Origin of the sequence: Mycobacterium cookii, from assembly GCF_010727945.1 — a bacterium.
Taxonomy (GTDB): domain Bacteria; phylum Actinomycetota; class Actinomycetes; order Mycobacteriales; family Mycobacteriaceae; genus Mycobacterium; species Mycobacterium cookii.
On record NZ_AP022569.1, the window covers coordinates 2,299,815 to 2,318,183 of the forward strand.

Annotated in this window: 14 protein-coding genes; 6 read left to right on the plus strand and 8 right to left on the minus strand. The window is 64.1% G+C overall.

Annotated elements, in window-relative coordinates; all coding sequences use genetic code 11:
* Positions 1–79: 79 nt before the first annotated feature.
* The 8 genes from G6N27_RS10715 to G6N27_RS10750 all read right to left on the minus strand — a co-directional run bounded on the left by G6N27_RS10715 (position 80) and on the right by G6N27_RS10750 (position 10,001).
* Entirely contained in the window at positions 80–1,804 is a 1,725-nt protein-coding gene (locus tag G6N27_RS10715; RefSeq protein ID WP_163776317.1) for a GMC oxidoreductase, read from the minus strand.
* Positions 1,801–2,811, minus strand: a complete 1,011-nt coding sequence (locus tag G6N27_RS10720; protein ID WP_232064950.1) for an aldo/keto reductase — start codon at positions 2,809–2,811, stop codon at positions 1,801–1,803. Before G6N27_RS10720 ends, G6N27_RS10715 begins: the two co-directional genes overlap by 4 nt.
* The gene (locus G6N27_RS10725) at positions 2,811–3,974 is read right to left on the minus strand and encodes a glycoside hydrolase family 113 (protein ID WP_163776318.1); all 1,164 of its coding nucleotides are present in this window, start codon (positions 3,972–3,974) and stop codon (positions 2,811–2,813) included. The genes G6N27_RS10720 and G6N27_RS10725 overlap by 1 nt, the downstream gene beginning before the upstream one ends.
* Before the next feature lie 48 nt (positions 3,975–4,022).
* Complete coding sequence (locus G6N27_RS10730) at positions 4,023–5,189, minus strand: lipopolysaccharide biosynthesis protein (protein WP_163776319.1); 1,167 nt, start codon at positions 5,187–5,189, stop codon at positions 4,023–4,025.
* Between the two features lie 232 nt (positions 5,190–5,421).
* Positions 5,422–6,213, minus strand: a complete 792-nt coding sequence (locus G6N27_RS10735) for a hypothetical protein (protein WP_163776320.1) — start codon at positions 6,211–6,213, stop codon at positions 5,422–5,424.
* Positions 6,164–8,068: a glycosyltransferase family 39 protein gene (locus G6N27_RS10740; RefSeq protein WP_163776321.1), complete on the minus strand. Its 1,905-nt coding sequence runs from the start codon at positions 8,066–8,068 to the stop codon at positions 6,164–6,166. The genes G6N27_RS10735 and G6N27_RS10740 overlap by 50 nt, the downstream gene beginning before the upstream one ends.
* Before the next feature lie 167 nt (positions 8,069–8,235).
* Complete coding sequence (locus G6N27_RS10745; protein WP_163776322.1) at positions 8,236–9,684, minus strand: PPE family protein; 1,449 nt, start codon at positions 9,682–9,684, stop codon at positions 8,236–8,238.
* 17 nt (positions 9,685–9,701) lie between these two features.
* Complete coding sequence (locus tag G6N27_RS10750) at positions 9,702–10,001, minus strand: PE family protein (RefSeq protein ID WP_163776323.1); 300 nt, start codon at positions 9,999–10,001, stop codon at positions 9,702–9,704.
* 264 nt (positions 10,002–10,265) lie between these two features.
* Here G6N27_RS10750 and G6N27_RS10755 point away from each other — a divergent pair, with 264 nt between their 5' ends.
* The 6 genes from G6N27_RS10755 to G6N27_RS10780 all read left to right on the plus strand — a co-directional run bounded on the left by G6N27_RS10755 (position 10,266) and on the right by G6N27_RS10780 (position 18,342).
* Positions 10,266–10,919, plus strand: coding sequence for a DUF1361 domain-containing protein (locus G6N27_RS10755; protein WP_163776324.1), 654 nt, complete (start codon positions 10,266–10,268; stop codon positions 10,917–10,919).
* Between the two features lie 228 nt (positions 10,920–11,147).
* Positions 11,148–11,993: a glycosyltransferase family 2 protein gene (locus G6N27_RS10760; protein WP_163776325.1), complete on the plus strand. Its 846-nt coding sequence runs from the start codon at positions 11,148–11,150 to the stop codon at positions 11,991–11,993.
* A 10-nt stretch (positions 11,994–12,003) separates the two neighbouring features.
* Positions 12,004–13,044 carry a CDP-glucose 4,6-dehydratase gene (gene rfbG / locus G6N27_RS10765; RefSeq protein ID WP_163776326.1) on the plus strand — a complete coding sequence of 347 codons (1,041 nt, stop codon included), beginning with the start codon at positions 12,004–12,006 and terminating at the stop codon, positions 13,042–13,044.
* Between the two features lie 36 nt (positions 13,045–13,080).
* On the plus strand, positions 13,081–14,364 hold the full coding sequence (locus G6N27_RS10770; protein ID WP_163776327.1) for a glycosyltransferase family 2 protein: 1,284 nt from the start codon (positions 13,081–13,083) through the stop codon (positions 14,362–14,364).
* Positions 14,361–15,596: a YncE family protein gene (locus G6N27_RS10775; protein ID WP_163776328.1), complete on the plus strand. Its 1,236-nt coding sequence runs from the start codon at positions 14,361–14,363 to the stop codon at positions 15,594–15,596. The genes G6N27_RS10770 and G6N27_RS10775 overlap by 4 nt, the downstream gene beginning before the upstream one ends.
* A gap of 292 nt (positions 15,597–15,888) precedes the next feature.
* Entirely contained in the window at positions 15,889–18,342 is a 2,454-nt protein-coding gene (locus tag G6N27_RS10780) for an amino acid adenylation domain-containing protein (protein ID WP_163776329.1), read from the plus strand.
* The last annotated feature ends 27 nt before the right edge of the window (positions 18,343–18,369 follow it).

Sequence of the window (18,369 nt, forward strand, 5' to 3'; positions counted from 1 at the left end):
ATCGGTATCCGCCAGGCGCATCCGTACCGGACAGCACGATGAACCCGACCCTGTTGGCGCGACTGACGAAATCTCCTGCCTAGCCCGGCAAATGCGCGACCCTGCTACTTGGGTCGGCGCCCTGGCGGGCGCCGTATAGGCGTTCGATCAGGCGGAGCGCGAATACCACAATCATGAAGGTCGAGTTGGCCTGGCCTGACGTCACGAACACCGAGCTGCTCACCACGTGGACATTCGGCACACCGTGCACAGCCAGATTTTCATCGACCACACCCTTGTCTGCGTCTTTCGACATGCGGGTGGTTCCCACCTGATGGAAGCCGCCACCGGTGCGAGCGCGCACCGCTGTCGCCAGGTCGTCGGCGACGTACTCGAGGCGCCCTATACCGCTGGCGCGCAAGTAGTTATCCCAGTGGCGGTGTGCAGCCAGGACGCCATCAATGTCCTCGTCCGTGAAGAGAATGTCGATATTCAGCTTCGGCATACCGACGGCATCGACATCGTCGACCAGCTGCACACAACTGTCGTAGTGCGGGAGGTGCTCAGCGTGGTACTGGAACGGGTAGCGGTTCTCCGGATTCCCCACAAAAAACCCCGGCGGTTTGCGCCCTGGGCCGAACACTCGTTTGATACCGAAATCGGCCAAGAATCGCACGGTTTCGATCGGGTGCTGCAGCAGATTGCGAATATGTGCCCACACCGACGATCGCTTGGCCATGCCGTAGGGCGTTCCGGGGATGTTGGAGCCGGTCAACGAAAGTCGTTGCGCTGTCGGTGCGAACAAGAAACCGAGAGGTGAGATCAGGGCCAGATAGGTCAGGGACAGCTGCGCATTGCGATGCGACGCGTCGGCCAACTCCGGATTGGCGATCCACCCCGAGATGTTGGGAAGGTCGTGCTCGAGCAAATAGCTTTCGACGAAGGCAAATCTCCGCCGGACATATGAACCGTCGCGGTCGCGCTCATACCCATAGATCGCAGGGGTCGACAACGCCAGGTCGGAGATTACACCCTCGAGGTGGGCCATATACCAATGACCCAAGTGTCGGGAATGGTCACCGATGCTCCTACCGTCCCGACCCGGTGAACACATCAGCAATCGGGTGCTCTCCAACCCACCCGCCGCGACGATGACCTCCTCGGCGGCGACGGTGAACGAATTCCCGGCAATGGTCCTGCATTCGATGTCGGTCGCGCGGGTGCTGTCGTCATCGAGGTTGATCTGCACGCAAGTCGCATCGGTGATGACCTTGAGACCGGCCGCATTGCGGAGATCATCGAAATACACCTTGCCGAAGTCGGTTGGAAGCGACCACCGCTCGAGCGATGACGTCGAAACCGCTCCATCCTCGAGACCCGGGATCATGTGTTCGGGCAGATGGTCCAGCTCATTGACGTCGAAAATCGATCGACCACAGAGCATCCACTGGCAGGCACGTTCGAAGTAGGGCTGCACGTCCTCGTACGTCACCGGCCATGCGCAATCCGGCGTGATTTCACGCTCCACGAAGTCGACACGGTCGTAGGGAACGCACCGTCCACCCCAGATCGACGATGTACCGCCGAGCTGACGGCTGACGGCTATTTCGACCGGCGCGTGGACATCTGGGTGCTGCCGATGGGCGGTCGACAGCTCCTGGTACTCCGGGGTCTGTTTCCTGTTCCCGGTTTCGATCAGGACGACGTCGACGCCCCTCTTCGCCGCCTCCAAGGCACAGACAATGCCCGCCGGCCCGGCCCCGATGACAACCAGAGCCGCATGTACGCACTCGCCTTGCGCAATATCGTTCCCGGAGACGATCATCGCGCAGCTCGCACGCCAAGGAAACAATCCCGGATCATATTCGCCACCTGCACTTCGTTGCGGAGTGCGACATCTACGCTCCCGCAGGTCATCTCGAGGTTCTTGATCTTGGTCGACGACACCAGCACAGTTCCGCTCGGGTTGTGCGCCACCGCGTCACGCACGAGCAGCCTGAGCACGGTCCTCGGATCGCCAAGGTCGGCGTCGAGCAGTTCGCTGCACTGCGCCCGAAATTCGGGCTCACTACTCATGACACCGATCACCCGCGGTAGCGCTTCGGCGAGAAAGCCGAAGGTGATGTTGAGCCGGTCTCGCTCCGGCTGCGGTCCCCGGTATCCAGCGATCAGATCGTAAGGACATTGAAGCGCGGGGGCCCGTGCACTCAGGGTAGCCACCGACGCGTCGTCCGCGCGGGACAGATCACCCGCCGGACCCCAGCATCCGATCACGTCACGGCTGCGCTGAGTCTCGAGGTAGTCCACCAGATCCTGGTAGTCGTCGGCGAGCACAGCGTGCGGCTCGTGCAGCAGGAAGTAGTCGATTCGCGCGGTTCGCAGAACCCGAAGGCTCGACAGGAGTGCGCGTTTGGCGGCCGCCACAGAGTAGTCACCCCGGGAATAGAGCACACGGCCGACAACCCCGGCGTCCGGCGCTGCACCGGATTGCTTGACTTTGGATTTGACGGTGGTGGACGTCTGCAACATTCGGCGGACAGGTGGCTGGACGAATCCCGCCATGCGACCGATCACGGTCGGCCTGATGCCGAATTTCGTCGCGATTCGAATGTCGTTGTGCGCCTGCGCAAAATCTCCCAACTCGGCTTCCGCTATGCCGAGCCCATAGATCGGGGCAACGTCGAAATGTCTGATGCCGAGGTCATAGGCGGACTCCAGGACTGCGCGCCGCTCCCGTCTGCCGGGCAGGCCGTACAGGCTGGCACAGCCGAATCCGAGCGCGTGGCCGCGCGGGGCGGTAGTCGGTTCAGTCGACTCAGAACCGGGCATCATCATTCGTCCTTTCCGGTCGTCCGGTCCTGACACGGGAATGTTCCGATGTCCTGCCGGATCGCCGAATATGGAAGGCTCCCAGAATTTTTGACACATTCGACCCAGGGGGCTCGAGGGTTGCCGGCAACCCGGGTTGATCCCCACTGGTTCCGTACGACGGACTCCGCGAGCTTGCCCCCGATTGCGAGATCGAGCGGGCCGTACAACCCCTTGTCCGTCCACCAGGACCACCAGAACGTTCCGGCCCACCAGGGCTGGCCACTGAACGTCGCGAACAGCGCCGCATACGCCGCTGCCTGTTCCTGCTGAGACGGTGTAGCGCTGTATTGGTTGTTCCACGGCTCGACCGCCGCACCAACCAGGCTCGGATAGCCGGCTTCGGTAAACAGGATCCGACGCCCCACACCGACCGCGAATGCCGACATTTGATCCCGTATCGGGATCCACGCCGATTCAAGCGCCGATATGTCCGTCGTCGGCCGGGTGCTCAACGGGAAATAAGCGTCGATCCCGATGAAATCGAGCTGATCCCAGAACGACACAGAGCGGTATTCGTCAACCTTGGCCGCATAGACGAGCGGTGCGGTGGTCACCGCTTTGATTGCATTGATGACCTTCAGCCACGCACCGCGATCTGCGGCACCCGACATCGTGGCCAGTTCGCAGCCCACCGAGAACTCTTCGACGCCCATCAGCTGCGCAAGAGCCGCATAGTGAATCATCATCCGCTGGTAGGAGCCAAACCATGCCGCTCGATCGGCCGGATTGATCTGCCAGCGATTCGCGCCGTCCTGGGGATCCACGTGCGGCTTCAACAGAACTTTGAGGTGTTTGCGGTGGGCTAGGTCGATCGCTGACCGCAGACCCGCATCGGCCACGGTCCAGCGGGCATCGATCGTGCTGGACGTTGCTGTGGCCATCTTCCACGTCGGCGTCAGCTGAATCCAGGTCGCGCCGAGCGCGGCAATGTCGCTGATCGCCTGCGTGGTGGGGCTGCCTTGGTAACCGTCCATGCGCCAGGTCGGCAGGGCCAGCCCACGCTGCTCGACCGCTCCGTTCGGCGCGGTGGCTGCAGTCCGCGTAAACGGATAGGCAAATGTCAACAGCGCCAACGAAATCGCCGCGGTGAGGACACCGGCCATGGTCAGGCGCAGATATCGCATGGCGCACTCCGTCGACACCAGCGCGCGAAGTCGGTTGAACGCTCTTCGTCAGACACCATGGATCCCCAGCGCGATCTTGTGTTCGTCCCCGTGATGGCCGTGCTCGGTCGCTGCAACCTGCCGAGCGAGTGACTTTCGCATCCTGGCGATGGCCGGCCAGAAGCAGAACGATTCGAAAACCATTGCCGCGCCGAAGGCTATGCCGACTCCAGTCACCCCGCCTAACTTGAGTCCGAGCTCGGCGGCTCCGAGTTCGAGGGCTGCGCCGAGGGTTATCGTCAGCGCGGCCGTGCTCAGCGCTCCCTGCGCTTTGCGGACCGGGATGTAGATCGATTTGACTGCGCTGGCAAATGTGCACAGCGCAAAGGCGATAAGGCAATAGCGGGCCTGTTCGTAGCCAGGTCCGAAGACAGCCAGGACAGGACCCGCCAAGCACGGTGCACCGACGGCAGCGACAAAAGCCACCACCCCCGACAGCCGCAGCGCCGTGCTGAGCCCATGCTGAAAGTGCCCGGCGTTCCCTCCATCGAGCGTCAACATCGCGGTGCCAAGGTGGTACGGAACAATCCAGATAACACCCACCAACAGAAGTGCTGCATAAAACCCGGCGTTGGCCTGCGCACCGAGTTGAGTGGCGACCATGATCGGCATGATCAGCGCCGGTGCGTGGGTCGCAATGTTGATCCAGTGATAGCCCGCTGCGGCGGTGCGCCACAGCGGAGAAAACCCGCGGAGCGACGGCATTGTTTTCAGCCACTCCTGCGGCGCCTGAGTCCGCAGGCCGAGAGTCAGCAACGAGATCACGTTTCCCAGCAGCCACACCGAAAAGATGACCTCCGGTGACATGCCCATGGCGAATGCTGCGACGGGCAGCGCCAGCAGCTTGACGAGGGCGAAAATCAGGTTGCGTGACGCCTGCCGACCGCTCAGTTGAACTCCGACCAGCGCGCCGTCCAGAACAACCGACACCGTCGTCGCGGCAGTGCCGGCACCGAAAAGCACCACGCCGGCCGGCGTGGCGTAGATCCATTCGCCGGTGTTCGTGGCGCTGTGGTCGATGACCGCATATGCCGCTGCCATCACGAACGCCAACCCGCCGGCAATTCCCAAGCTGGTAACGACAAGACGCCTCACCTCAGCCGCGCCGCGCCCGGGAAGTTCGGCGGTCAGGAGTATGTGAAACCCCAACGTGCCGAAGGATCCGATGAGTTGCATTGCAGAGATCACGGCAGACGCGCGGCCGACGACTTCAGTGGTGGCGAGGCGCGCGGCGAGAGCCCAAAACACAAAGCCCAGCCCTGAGGTGATCACGGTCGTGCTGAAGAGAGCGACCGCAATCGTGATGACACGACGCCCTGCGGACTTCGGAGCGTTGCCACGCTCAAGTCCCAGACCAAGCCGCCGCGTGTTGGGGCCGGGCACCGCGCGACCGCGGGCCCGCACCGTTCTATCGCCGGACAAACCACACCGTCCGATATGGAGGATCGGCGACCCGGGCCCGATACACGTTGGCCATCGGCTTTTCGCCCTGCACGGCGAAGGGGTGGGTCCACACCTGGTTCGGTGCGAGCGTCACTCGATGCGTCGTCACGTGCGCGCCGGTGTCGATGACCGCGATGAAATCTTCACTCGACTTTTCATGACTTCTGATACCGAATACCGCGCCCGTCGCACCAACAGGAGAATGTGCCGGCCCATCCGGGACCAACCAAATCTCGGTGAAAGGCGTTGCGACGTGATGCGCACTGCTGACGGATATGACGATTGCTCCCGTCACGGCGATCGCTGCGGCCACAATTTTCACGCCGGCGATCGGAGTCAGGGTGGGCATATTCGGGCGTCGCAATTCGAGTCGACTGCCTGCCCCACGCCCACGCGCTACCGCGTAGGCGAGAAGCGTCAGCGCCAAGGCGTATGTCACCCAATTGAACCGGACCAGGCCTGACGGGAGAAAATTGAGAATCAGGCCGCCCACGATGCCTGTTCCCAGCGACCAGGCCATGGCCGCGGTGAACCGCGCAATGCCGCTCGCCTCGCCGGGCAAAGATGCACAGGTCCCGGCGACCCCGGTCAGAATGAAACACAGAGCCACACCAAAAGCGCCGGAGACCTCACGCGGAATGAAAGGCAGCAGCGATATGACGTAGCACACCAGAGCGGCCACCGGGATTAAGTCAATCTTGCAGAACTTAGTTTCCATAGATGTCCTGCATCCCTCGTAAGTCGTAGAAATGGTCATAGCCGGAGTCGTAGATTCGGGATATTCCGGCGAGATCATCGAACTTATCGAGACTCGACTTGTATATCGGCGCTTCCCGTTCGCCCATCATGACGTCGGCCTTGAAAAAGTAGCGAGTAACAGGCGCCTGTTGTGTCATTCGCGTGTCCACGTCCAGATATGTGGCCAACAGACCGCCGATCAGCGCGGAGTCCTCCGGAATGAGGCGGGAGGTGTCATAAAGCGATCCCGGGTTACTGACGGGATCCAGCTGGGACAGCGCTGATAACAGAGCCATTGACGTGATGTCGCCGAAGTAGCGCGATCCGGCTTGCAGGTTTGTTGCCGCCCACTCAGCCCTGCTGGTGCCGACGACGTCGATTCCGCTGACGAAACTGTCGGCCCGGAATGGGCCGGGAAGCCGCTGCCACCACTGCGGCAGACCCGTAGTGGTCGAATGCAGAAGAAGTACGACGGCGATTGCTGTCGCACTGACGAAACCGCTCGGCATACGAACCGGCCCGACGCGGCGGGCAGCGGTTCCCGCGAGACGGTCCAAGACCACCGCCACTGCCAGCGCGGTGAAGAGCGAACTGTAGGTAAGCGAGCGGATCGCCAGCTCAGCCCCATCCGGGTGCTCACCATTTGCGTTGGAACCGACGAACAATCGAATCAAAATCATCGATGCATATAGCGGAGGCGCCATCCAGACGAGTAACCGCGGCAATGGCGGCAAGGTACTCGCCATTCGGATGCTCGCAGCGAGCAGGATCAACATGAGGGCAACGCCGCCGGGGTTGCACAGGTGATCGATCAGGGGAGTCGGCAGGCTTGTCGGTAGCTTGGCCTTTCCCTGGGCCTGCCCGAATTGGCTGAGGCCGTTGAGGATCTGCGGTCCGACATCGCCGAGGTATTCGCGGGTCTCGGGTGCTGCGAACACCACCCAGCATCCGTCGATGACCGCCCCGGCGGCGGCACAGATTGCCAGAGGTTTTGCCAGGTGACGAGTATCGGGCAACAGCGACGATGTCAGAGCGACGCCGGCCAACACGGCGAGGGTGGCCAACGCCGTGACGTGATGTGTCACCACGGCGATCGCGACACAAGCCAACAGGCCGACGAAATTCTGTGTACGTCCACGCTGATGGATTGCGAAGCGGATGGCAAAGAAGACGGAAAGCACGAGGAACGGCAATGCCACATTTTCGTAGACGAATGATGTATCGAAGTAATGGATCTGGGGGCTCAGCAAGTACAGCAATACCCCGAGGCACGCCACGCGTTGCACCTGAGACACCTCTCGGAAGAAAAGCAGGAGCGCAGCTGCGAGCAATACATGGGAGGCACTGGCGGCCAGCACGGCGGCGGCGAATGGGGTGGCCGGTAACACCTGGGCGAGCTCGGCAGTGACATTCTCCATACCGGGATATCTTGGGCTGATCGGAAGGCTGAAATTCGTATGGAAAAGATGGTGCGACGACAGGACGTTGAGGAGTGAACGCAAATGCTGCAGCTCGTCGAACCACTGGAACATAACCGGGCTGTATGCCCATCGGATCAGAGATTGGGCCACCGCGTACAGGATGACGAGGAATTCACGGTCACGAGGTGCGATCGACCGTTTTAAAACATGAAAGACGACATAGGCGAAGATGAGGATCTGCCCGGCCCAAAATAACGGACTGGCAAAACTCAGGCTTTCTCGAGCGCGGGCATAACCCACGGCCACGAGGAGAATGCCCGTCGCGACGACCAGCAGCCCGTCAATGACCCCGCTACGGGCATCTTTTCGATCGGAGCCCGGTGTGCTTCCGTCGTGCTCGACCCCATCAGTGTGACCGACACAAGTTTGCGGCCGATCCAGCTCAATGCTCACCATTGAGCATCCACTTTGGTGTCTTCACGGCGACGGCTTCTTGCCGATGTGCCCACTCTGCCCGCGCTGCGTCGGCGACCGACTTCACGATGTTTACCCCCTGAATTAATGCGCTCACGGCACTGCGGAACCGACCGGCCCCGAAAACGGCGATCTGTTGTGGGCTGTCATACGTGGGCCGGATCGTGTCCGTTCGTCGGCAGATAAACGATTGCCGGCCGATATCCGGGCGGCGCGTGTCCGTTTCCATTCCCGTTTGTCGAGTATCCGGCCGCGGGCCTGGGGTAACCCGTCGACGAAGCCGCTGGTTCGGCCGGGTACCCGGCCGCTGGCGGGCGTGCGACGACTTTGAGGCGTGACCCGAATTTGGAAGCAGCGGCACCGGCCGCGCCGGCCGCAGCGCCCGCCGCTGCGGCGGCTGGCATCCCGCCGAACATGAACGGGAAACCCAGCCCGGCGCCGAGGTCCCCATCCGCGGGCAACGGCACCCCCGCGGGAAGCGCCAGGGGTGGCGGAGGTGCCGCCGACCAGAGCCAATTCGGTGGCACAGACAGCGATCCCAACGATGGCGCCTCGCCCAGGCCCGCAGCGACGCCGGACTCGCCGGCCAGCACCGACCCGGTCGCCCCGTCGGCACCGCTCGCCCAATCCGGGGCGCCCCCGTCACCGACGGGACCGCCGCCGGCGCCATTCAGGTCACCCGGAGCCCCGTCGGCTCCACCCCCACTGACGTCGCCGACAGCGGCCGCGGGTGGGGCAGTCTCGAGCATCGAGATAACCGGTGACAGCGCGTCGATCGCCACGAAAGCGCCGAAGAAGGCCGGGAGGTAGAGATAGTCCTGGAGCAGGCCGGAGCCGATACCGGAGAGCCCACCGGTCGCGGACCCACTGGTCGACGTCAACCCAAGGTCGCCGAGGAGGTTACTCAGCAGCGTCGACAAGCCCGTGCCGGACGACGTCGATGAGGCAGCGGGGGTTGCAAGGCCCTGCAGCGCCTGAGAGATCAACCCCGACAACGACGATTGCGCGTTGCCGGCGGCGCTTCCGGCTGCCTGGGCGGTCGCGGCGCCCTGCGAGCCCGACCCGCCCGCATTGGTGGTCTGCGGCGCTTCGGCGAATGGGGTCACCTGGCTGGCCACCGCCGAATTCGCGGCATAGCCGTACATCGCGGCGGCGTCCTGGGCCCACATTTCGCCGTATTGGGTCTCATTGGCAGCGATCGCCGCGGTGTTTTGACCAAATGTATTCGTCGCGACCAGCGACATCAGCTGAGCGCGGTTGGCTGCGATCATCGCAGGCGGCACCGTCATTGCAAACGCTGTCTGATAGGCAGCGGCCGCTGCGCTTGCCTGACTGGCCGTCTGCTCGGCCTGCGCAGCGGTGCCGTTGATCCACGCCACATACGGAGCTACGGCCGCCGCCATCTCTGCCGACGACGGACCCGTCCACGATTCGTCGGTCAACTCCGAAATTATCGATTGGTACGACGATGCCGCAGAACGCAATTCGGCGGCCAAGCCATTCCAGGCCGTGACAGCGGCCTGCATCGAGCCCGAGCCCGGCCCCGCATACATGCGCCCGGAGTTGATTTCCGGCGATAACGCCCCGTAATCCATGGCTGAACTTCGGCTGCTTACAGGGCCGCAGCCGCGTTGGCGGCTTCGGTAGACGCATACGAAGCAGCGCTGACACCCAGCGTGTTCACGAACATCTCGTGAATCGCTGCGGCCTGAGCACTGATCGCCTGGTACAGCTCGGCGTGGGCGGAGAACTGTGCCGCGGTCAACGCCGACACCTCGTCGGCGGCCGCGGGAACAACGCCGGTGGTCGGGGGAGCCGCCGCCGCGTTCTCGGCAGCCATCCCAGAACCGAGTCCCTGCAGGGCGACGGCCGCCGACGTCAAAGCCTCAGGCTGTGTAGTCACGAAAGACACGAGTTCCTCCTAAGGGAAGCAAGCCGACCCGGGAGGGGCCGCCGTTGCGGGAAGGCACTTCGTCCGACCCTGCAAACCGAGGATACACCCATACCGCAATTTACGTACTTTTTGTCATCGTTTAGCTTCAATAGCTGGTTGACTAGTCTTTACGGCGGGGGGTAGCGACGAGGCCGTGACCGCGGGTTCTCGCCCGATGCGCGCCCGGACCGGCGCCGTGCTCGTCGGGCCGGACCGCCGCCACACGCCTGGCAAACTGCATTCATGACTCGTCTACGCCGGGCGGTCCTCACCGGATCACTAACGGCCACAATCGGACTAGCGCTAGTTCTGGGCCTGACCGATCCGGCCCCGCCACGGCTCTATCCCACCCACTTCTTCGTCTGGAACCTCGTGTTGGCTGCGATTCCGGTCGCCTTCGCGGCGGGCATCGCGGTGGCAGGCCGGCGGATCTGGCTGATTCCGCTTGGTCTGGGATGGTTGGCGTTCCTGCCCAATGCGCCGTATCTGGTCACCGACGTGGTGCATCTGAGCAACTCCACCGGACTGTGGCGCCACGTGATGCAGTACGGCGTCGCGGCATGGACTGGCGTCATCCTCGGGGCGGTATCCGTGCATTTGGTGCATGAGCGGATCGAACGCGAGTTCGGTGCGGTGACCGGGTGGATCGCGGTCGTTTTCTCAGTCGGCCTCTGCGCAATCGGCGTGGTGATAGGCCGCTTCCAACGGTGGAACTCATGGGATCTGGTGACCCAGCCAGGTGCGGTGGCGGCAACCACGCTCAACTGGGCGCGCTCGCCGCTTGCCTATGTGCAGTCGACCGGTGTGGCCCTTGCAGTGGGGGCCTTCTTCGGCCTGGCGTATCTCGCAATCTGGTCGCTGTGGCCGCCCGCAGAGTCGCTACCCGCCCGGCATTGACTCTCGACTGTCCGCGGCTGCGCCGCGGACAGGCAACACCGCCGCCGAAACATGCGGACTCCTCGAGCACGCTGACCGCGTTACCTCGTTTCCCGGCCAACAACAAACTTCTAGTTTGTTCGGCGGCTGCGTTTCGACTAAAAGTATGTAATACTCGCCGCAGCTCTATCACCAGTATACGACTTGGGCGTTCCTGAAGACCGCCGCAGAGCAGATTGGCAGCTGACTATGACAACCCTCTCGGCCGCTGGCCAGCCCACCGACCACGGACCAGCGCTGCATCTTGCCGCTGCCACCACACCCACCGACGCTCCCATCGCATCGCCCACCCGGCCCAGTGTCAGCCTGGTCATCCCGGTGCGCAACGAAGCCCGCAACGTCGGCTGGGTCCTCGAACAAATCGCCCACGACATCGACGAAATCATCCTCGTCGACGGCGACTCCACCGACGTCACCCTCATCACCGCCCGCCACGCCCGCCCCGACATCCGCGTCATACCCCAACAAGGCCCCGGCAAAGGCAGCGCCCTACGCACCGGCTTTCTGGCCGCCACCGGCGACATCATCGTCATGATGGACGCCGACGGCAGCATGTCCCCCCAAGAAATCCGCCACTACCTGCACTTCCTGAACAACGGCTACGACTTCGTCAAAGGATCCCGCTTCATCAGCGGCGGCGGATCACTCGACATCACCCCGTTCCGCGGACTGGGCAACTGGTTTCTGCTCACCGTCTTCAACACCGCCTACCACGCCCACCTCACCGACCTGTGCTACGGCTACTGCGCCTTTCACCGCCGCTACCTCGACCACCTCCGCCTCACGGCCACCGGCTTTGAAATCGAAGCCGAAATGACCGTGCGCGCCATGCAAGCCGGCCTGCGCATCGCCGAAGTCCCCAGCCTCGAACTGCCCCGCCGCACCGGCACCTCCAACCTGCACGCCATCCGCGACGGCATCCGCGTCCTACGCACCGTCCTACGCCACCACCGCACCGGACTCACCGGACACCTCTACCAAGCCGCACGCAACGCCGCCAAACGACCCACCGTGCCCGCAGCGGCCACAGCCTGAAGGAGATAACGTGCACTACTTGGTAACGGGCCATACCGGCTTCAAAGGAGCCTGGCTCACGCTGCTGCTGCTCAGCCGTGGACACCAGGTATCCGGTGTAGCCACCAAAGAACCGCCCGAGGGCGGCATGTTCAAGCGCGCCGAACTCGCGGACGAACTCGTTCACGACTTTCGGGTGGACATTCGCGACACCGAAGGCACAGCGGCAGCGGTATCTGCGGCGGCTCCCGACGTCGTGGTGCACATGGCCGCCCAGCCACTGGTCCGCGAGTCGTATCGCAAGCCGCGGGACACCTACGAAACCAACGTCATTGGCACGCTCAACGTGCTGGAGGCCGTCGCGGCCACCCCGTCCGTACGTGCGCACGTCGTTGTGACGACCGACAAGGTCTACCGCAACAACAACCAGGAGGCCGGTTACGCCGAAACCGATCCTCTCGGCGGCAACGACCCGTACAGCGCGTCGAAGGCGATGGCCGATCTGCTCGTTCAGTCCTGGGTTCGCAGCTTTCCGGGCGCTCCCACCGCTATTGCCCGCGCCGGCAACGTCATTGGTGGCGGTGACGTCAGTCGTGACCGGCTGCTGCCAGACCTGACGGGCGCCTTTGCGAGCGGCCGGGCGCCCCGGCTGCGGTTCCCGCACGCGGTACGGCCGTGGCAACACGTACTCGACTGCCTCAACGGTTATCTCACTCTCGTCGACCGGCTTCTCGCCGGTTCCGGTCAGGGCCAGTGGAACTTCGGACCTGGCCCCGACAGCTTCGTCGAGGTCGGCGAGGTAGCCACCCTGGCCGCCGAACTGTGGGGTGGGGCCGCGCGCTGGGAACTCGACGGCACGAATCAGCCCCACGAGGCAAACCTGCTGGCCCTCGACAACTCCAAGACGCAGCGCGAACTCGGCTGGCGCGGTCGGCTCAGTTTCCACGACGCCGTGGCATGGACGATCGACTGGGAAAAGCGCGTGCATGCGGGTGCTGACGTGCGTCGCGTGTCACAGGAGCAGATCGCCGCTTTCGAAAGCCGGTCGGCGGCTGTACTTCTGCCCATCTAGTGGTCACGACCTCACCGCCGAGTCGATGGTGGCCCCGTGCGTGACATAGAGCGTGGCGAACTACGCACGCCGGCCTGGGTGGTCGACGTCGATCTCGCGCTCGACTACAGCCACGAAGCCGTCGACGTCAGCCGGTTTGCGACGGCGTGGTGCCTGGTGCGTCACAACGGGTTTCCGGTGGCTACGCGGTTCTTGAACCTTGAGGGCGACTCCTCGGTCGCCCTGGCCGACCTGCGTGACCGCTTCGCTGCAGAGGATCCTGCACAGCCGCACGAGACCGTCGACGGGCTCGACGCGTCACTGACGGTGGTGATCTGCACCCGCGACCGTCCAGACGGCCTGTCAATCACGCTGGCCAGCCTGGCCCGCCAGTCCGATCAGGACTTCGAGGTGCTCGTCGTCGACAACTCACATGACGGTGCGGCCGCCAGCACTCCTATCGACGTGACCTGCGTTCGGTTGCGCTGTTGCCACGAGCCGGCACCTGGGCTGTCGCGTGCCAGGAACCGCGGATTGTCTGAGGTGCGCAGTGACCTGATCGCGTGGATCGACGACGACGAGGTGGCCGACCCGGACTGGATCGCCTGGATCAAGCGCGGATTCGCGCACCCGTGTCGACCTGACGCAGTGGCAGGACTGATGTTGCCGGCCGAGTTGGAGACCGCCGCCCAGGTCAACTTCGAACGCTATGGCGGATTCAACAAGGGCCGCGGCGTCGAGCCGGTTGCGCTAAGAGCCGGTACGCCAACGGTATTCGATCCGCTCTACCCGCTGCCGAACTTCGGCGCCGGCGGCAACATGGCTTTCCGGACCGAGCGGCTGCGCGCGATCGGCGGCTTCGACAACCGGCTCGGCGCCGGAACCTTGACCCACGGCGGCGAGGAGACGCGCGCTCTGTCTCTTCTTTTGGAGACCGGCTCGACGATTCTGCACTGGCCTCCCGCCGTGACCTGGCACTACCACCGCCGAACGGACGAGGCCCTGGAGAAGCAGTTCTTCGGGTATTCCGCCGGTCTCACAGCGTTTTACATGAGCCTGATCCTGACATCGCCGGCCTACCTCTGGCGCATCTTTCGGTTCGTCCCGCGGGGGGTTAGCCGGTTGCTCGCCAATCGTGGCTCCGGACAACAGGATTCGCCGACCGGGGGCGTCCCGGACGCTCTGCTTCGAGCCGGCAGAAAGGGACTCTTGCAGGGCGCGTGGCTGTACCTGCGCGAAGTCCAGCGTCAACGCCGCGCGGAATCGGTCCGCCGACAGCGGTGGCCTGCCCGCCGCGAGCCCGGCATGCAGCTGATCGCGGCTGAGGTTGACGGGTCATGATCACACCACCACAGCAGGACTCCGTCGGCAGGCGCATCTCGGCGTCCTATCACGCTGGTGCGCTGACCTGGACCGAGCACAAAGTCCCTCGGCCGGCCAATGTGGCCGAACGCAAGAGCCGCGGGCCGACGGATCCAGCCAGGTACAAACTCCGCGAGCCGGCCCGCCCGGCCGCTCCCAAGCTGAGGCAGCGGGGACCAGCCGCCGGCCCCGGGTCGAACCCGACCGCCAAACGACCGTTCGCGCGACTGGCCGCCACGGATCCGGCCCGGTTCGAGGCAATGATGGCGGTCTTGCTTGTGGTAGTGGTCGCCGTCGTGTTCGCGGGGGTCAAATTCGTCAACCGGCCGATGCACGTCAACGCAGTGCCCTGCGGCGCCAGTCCGAACGCCGTCGCGGTGGACTCGGTGACAAACACGATCTATGTCACGAATAACCTGCCTGACACGGTATCCGTGATCGACGGGTGGTCGCACACAGTCGTTGCGGCCGTACCGGTGGGTCACCACCCTGACGGCGTGGCGGTGGACTCGGTCACCCACACCGTTTTCGTCGCCAACTCCGACTCCCACACGGTTTCCGTGATCAACGGGTCGACCCACGCCGTCATTGCCACCGTGCCGGTCGGCAACGCGCCGTTCGGCGTGACGGTGAATCCTTACACCCACAACGTTTACGTCGCCAATTACGGGCATCCCAGCACGGTGTCGGTGATCAACGGTTTGACGCGCACTGTCGACGCCACCATCCCGGTCGGCAACGGTCCGTTCGGGGTTGCGGTGGATCTCGTCACCAACGCCGTCTACGCCACCAATTCCGGTGACCACACGGTGTCGGTGATCAACGGGGCAACGGACACCCTCACTGCCACCGTGCCGCTGGGCAACAGCGCGGACGGGGTAGCGGTGGATTCAGACACTCACACCGTCTACGTCGCCAACTACGGACACCCGACTCTGTCGGTGATCGACGGTTCCACCCACACCGTCACCGGCACCGTGCGGGTCGGCAATGACCCGTTCGGGGTCGCGGTCGATCCGAGCACCCACCTCGTCTACGTCGCCAACTTCGCCGACAACTCGGTCTCCGTTATCAACGGGTCGACGCTCAAAGTCATCGCTACTGAGCCAGTCGGCTACAACCCGGACGCGGTAGCGGTGGATCCGAACACCCACACCGTTTACGTCACCGATTACGCCGACCACATGGTCTCCGTCTTCAAGGCTCGGTAGGCGACGATGGGGTCGCGCCGCCCGCATCGGTCAGAGCGTGTCGTCCCCAAAAGACCCTACGCATGACCAAGGACTGTATTTTATCCGAAAAGTATGTAAGATCGGTCCTAGCTAAGTTGCCGGTATGTAGGGGGTATCCGTGACGGTCGCGGGTGAGCTCGACAGTGAGTGCTCCCAACGGCAGGAGGGGTGCTACAGGAGCGTGAGAACGCCATCGACGCTCGGAGACGGTGGACGGCCCACAAGCGCCGCCCCGACCGGAGTAGTCGCGCGCGTTCAAAGGGCCACCCGCATGCACCCGCATGCGATTGCGGTGAGTTCACCGGACGGGTCTCTGTCGTATGAGCAGCTGTGGTTGCGCGCGCTCGCCCTGGCCGGGCGCCTGGAAGAAGCAGGCGTGCGCCGGGGCGATCCCGTCGCGCTGTGCTTACCTCGATCGATCGAACTGGTAGTCGGTGCGCTGGGCGTCCTCGCTGCCGGCGGCTGCTACGTAGCGCTGGACCCGCACTATCCCGACAACCGGCTTCAGTTCATGCTGCGCGATTCGGGTGCACAGGCCGTCGTGGCGAGGGCGGATATGGCCGCGCGTATTGGCGCGTCCCGCGCGATCGAGCCGATGCAACCCGCCGGTTCGCCGCTGGCCGCTCCGGTGACGGTCGGCGCTGACGAGGCCGCCTACATCGTGTACACCTCGGGATCCACCGGCCGTCCGAAAGGCGTGATCATCGAACATGCCGGTCTGGCCAATCTCATCGACTGGCATCAGAAAGCCTTTGGTATCAACAAATCCGACCGGACCGGGCTGATATCGAGTCCTGGCTTCGACGCAGCTGTGTGGGAGATCTGGCCCTGTCTCGCCGCCGGCGCATCGCTGCACGTGCCGCCGGAGCAGGTCAAGATCGACCCCCTCGCGCTGCGCGACTGGTTGCTGACGGAACGCATCACCACGACGTTTGTACCGACACCGCTGTGCGCGGTGCTGATCGCGCTGGAGTGGCCCGACACCGCCCCGCTGAGGGTCATGCTCACCGGCGGCGACGTGCTGCACCGTCGCCCCCGCCCGGGCTTGCCGTTCCAGCTGGTCAACAACTATGGGGTCTCGGAAGCGACCGTGGTGACGACCTCGGGCACCGTGACGCCCGGCGCTTCGGCGGAACTCTGCGCCGACTTACCGACGCTCGGTTCGGCACTGCCAGGGGTCAGGCTGACTGTCGTCGACCCCAAAGGTCGCCCCCTCCCGCCTGACACCGCCGGCGAGCTCGTGATCGGTGGGATTGCGGTCGGTCGCGGTTACCTCAGCCAGCCAGACCTCAACCGGGCCAAATTCTTCGTCGACGCGGCGGGCTGCCGGCATTACCGCACCGGCGACCTGGTACGCCTGCGTGCCGACGGCCAACTGGTTTACCTCGGTCGACTCGACGAGCAGGTGCACATCCGCGGCTTGCGAATCGAACTCGGTGAGATCGCCGCAGTGCTCGACCGGCATCCCACGGTGTCCGCGAGCACCGTCGTCGCCGTCGGCACGAACGGCGACCAGCGGCTGTGTGCCTATGTCGTCGGCGAAGGCGGGCGCCGGCCCGCGGAAGCAGAACTACGCCATTACCTGTTGAACCGGCTGCCCGAATACATGGTGCCGAGCGCGTACGTGCATCTCCAGGCGTTCCCGACGACCGCCAACGGGAAGCTGGACAAGGCCGCGCTGCCGGCGCCGCCGCCGCCAGGAGCCGGGTTTCCCGGAGCTCAGCGTCCCCGTAACAACACCGAAAGGCGTGTCGCACAATTGTGGGCCGCGGTGCTCGGCGTGCCTGTGATCGACATCAACAGCGACTTCTTCGATATGGGCGGCCACTCGCTGCTGGTGCAGCGGCTGATCTCAGAGGCGCAACGGACTTTCAATGTGCAACTGCCCCTGGCCGCGTTCCTCGAAGGCGGCAGGACCATTGCCGGGCTTGCCGAGCTGCTCAGTGGTGAGTCTCTCGGCAGCACCATCGACGTGGCGTCGGGTCCACCGGTGCATTTCATCTTCGCGGACCATCCGTCAGCGATGAGCCTGCGACACTTCACGGCGCAGTGGGGTGCCGCACAACCGCTACACGCGCTGGTCCCCGACCAGCGGGGTGGGCAATTCGACCAATCGCTGAGCATTGAACACCACGCCAGCCAGGCTCTTTCCGACATCAACAATCGGCAGCCCGATGGTCCGCTTGCGCTCGTCGGTTACTCGATCGGCGGGCTCTTGGCCTATGAAATCGCCCGCCAAGCCGTCGAGGCCGGCCGGCAAGTCGACTGGCTGTGCGTACTCGATACCGAGGCACCTTCGATGCAGCAACAGCTACGGGCCCAGCTGACGCTGCGATGGCAGCTTCGCCGGTTGCGTCAGCAGCCCGCGCGCCAACGGTGGGCCAAATACGCCGAAGTCGCGCTTCGAATACTTCGCGGTGGACCCAGCGCGCTGTGGCCGAAGCACGAGTTCGACTATCGCGGCGCCACCGAGATCGTTTGCCGATATCAGCAGCCCGGCCATGAGGTGCCCATGCAGTTGTTCGTGACCGAGGCTTCCGCAGCCGCGATCGGGGCAGATCTTTTGGGCTGGGACGAATTCCACCGCGGCAGCGTGACGGTTAAACGTCTTGTCGGTGACCACGCCACGCTGATCGATGTGCCCCAGGTCGCGCAGCTCGCGGAAATGATGCTCGAGTCGCTCAACGAGGCGAGGGATGCGAAACGCGTGGCAAGACATTCTTGAGCCACCGCGAAAAGCGGGCAGGGCGAT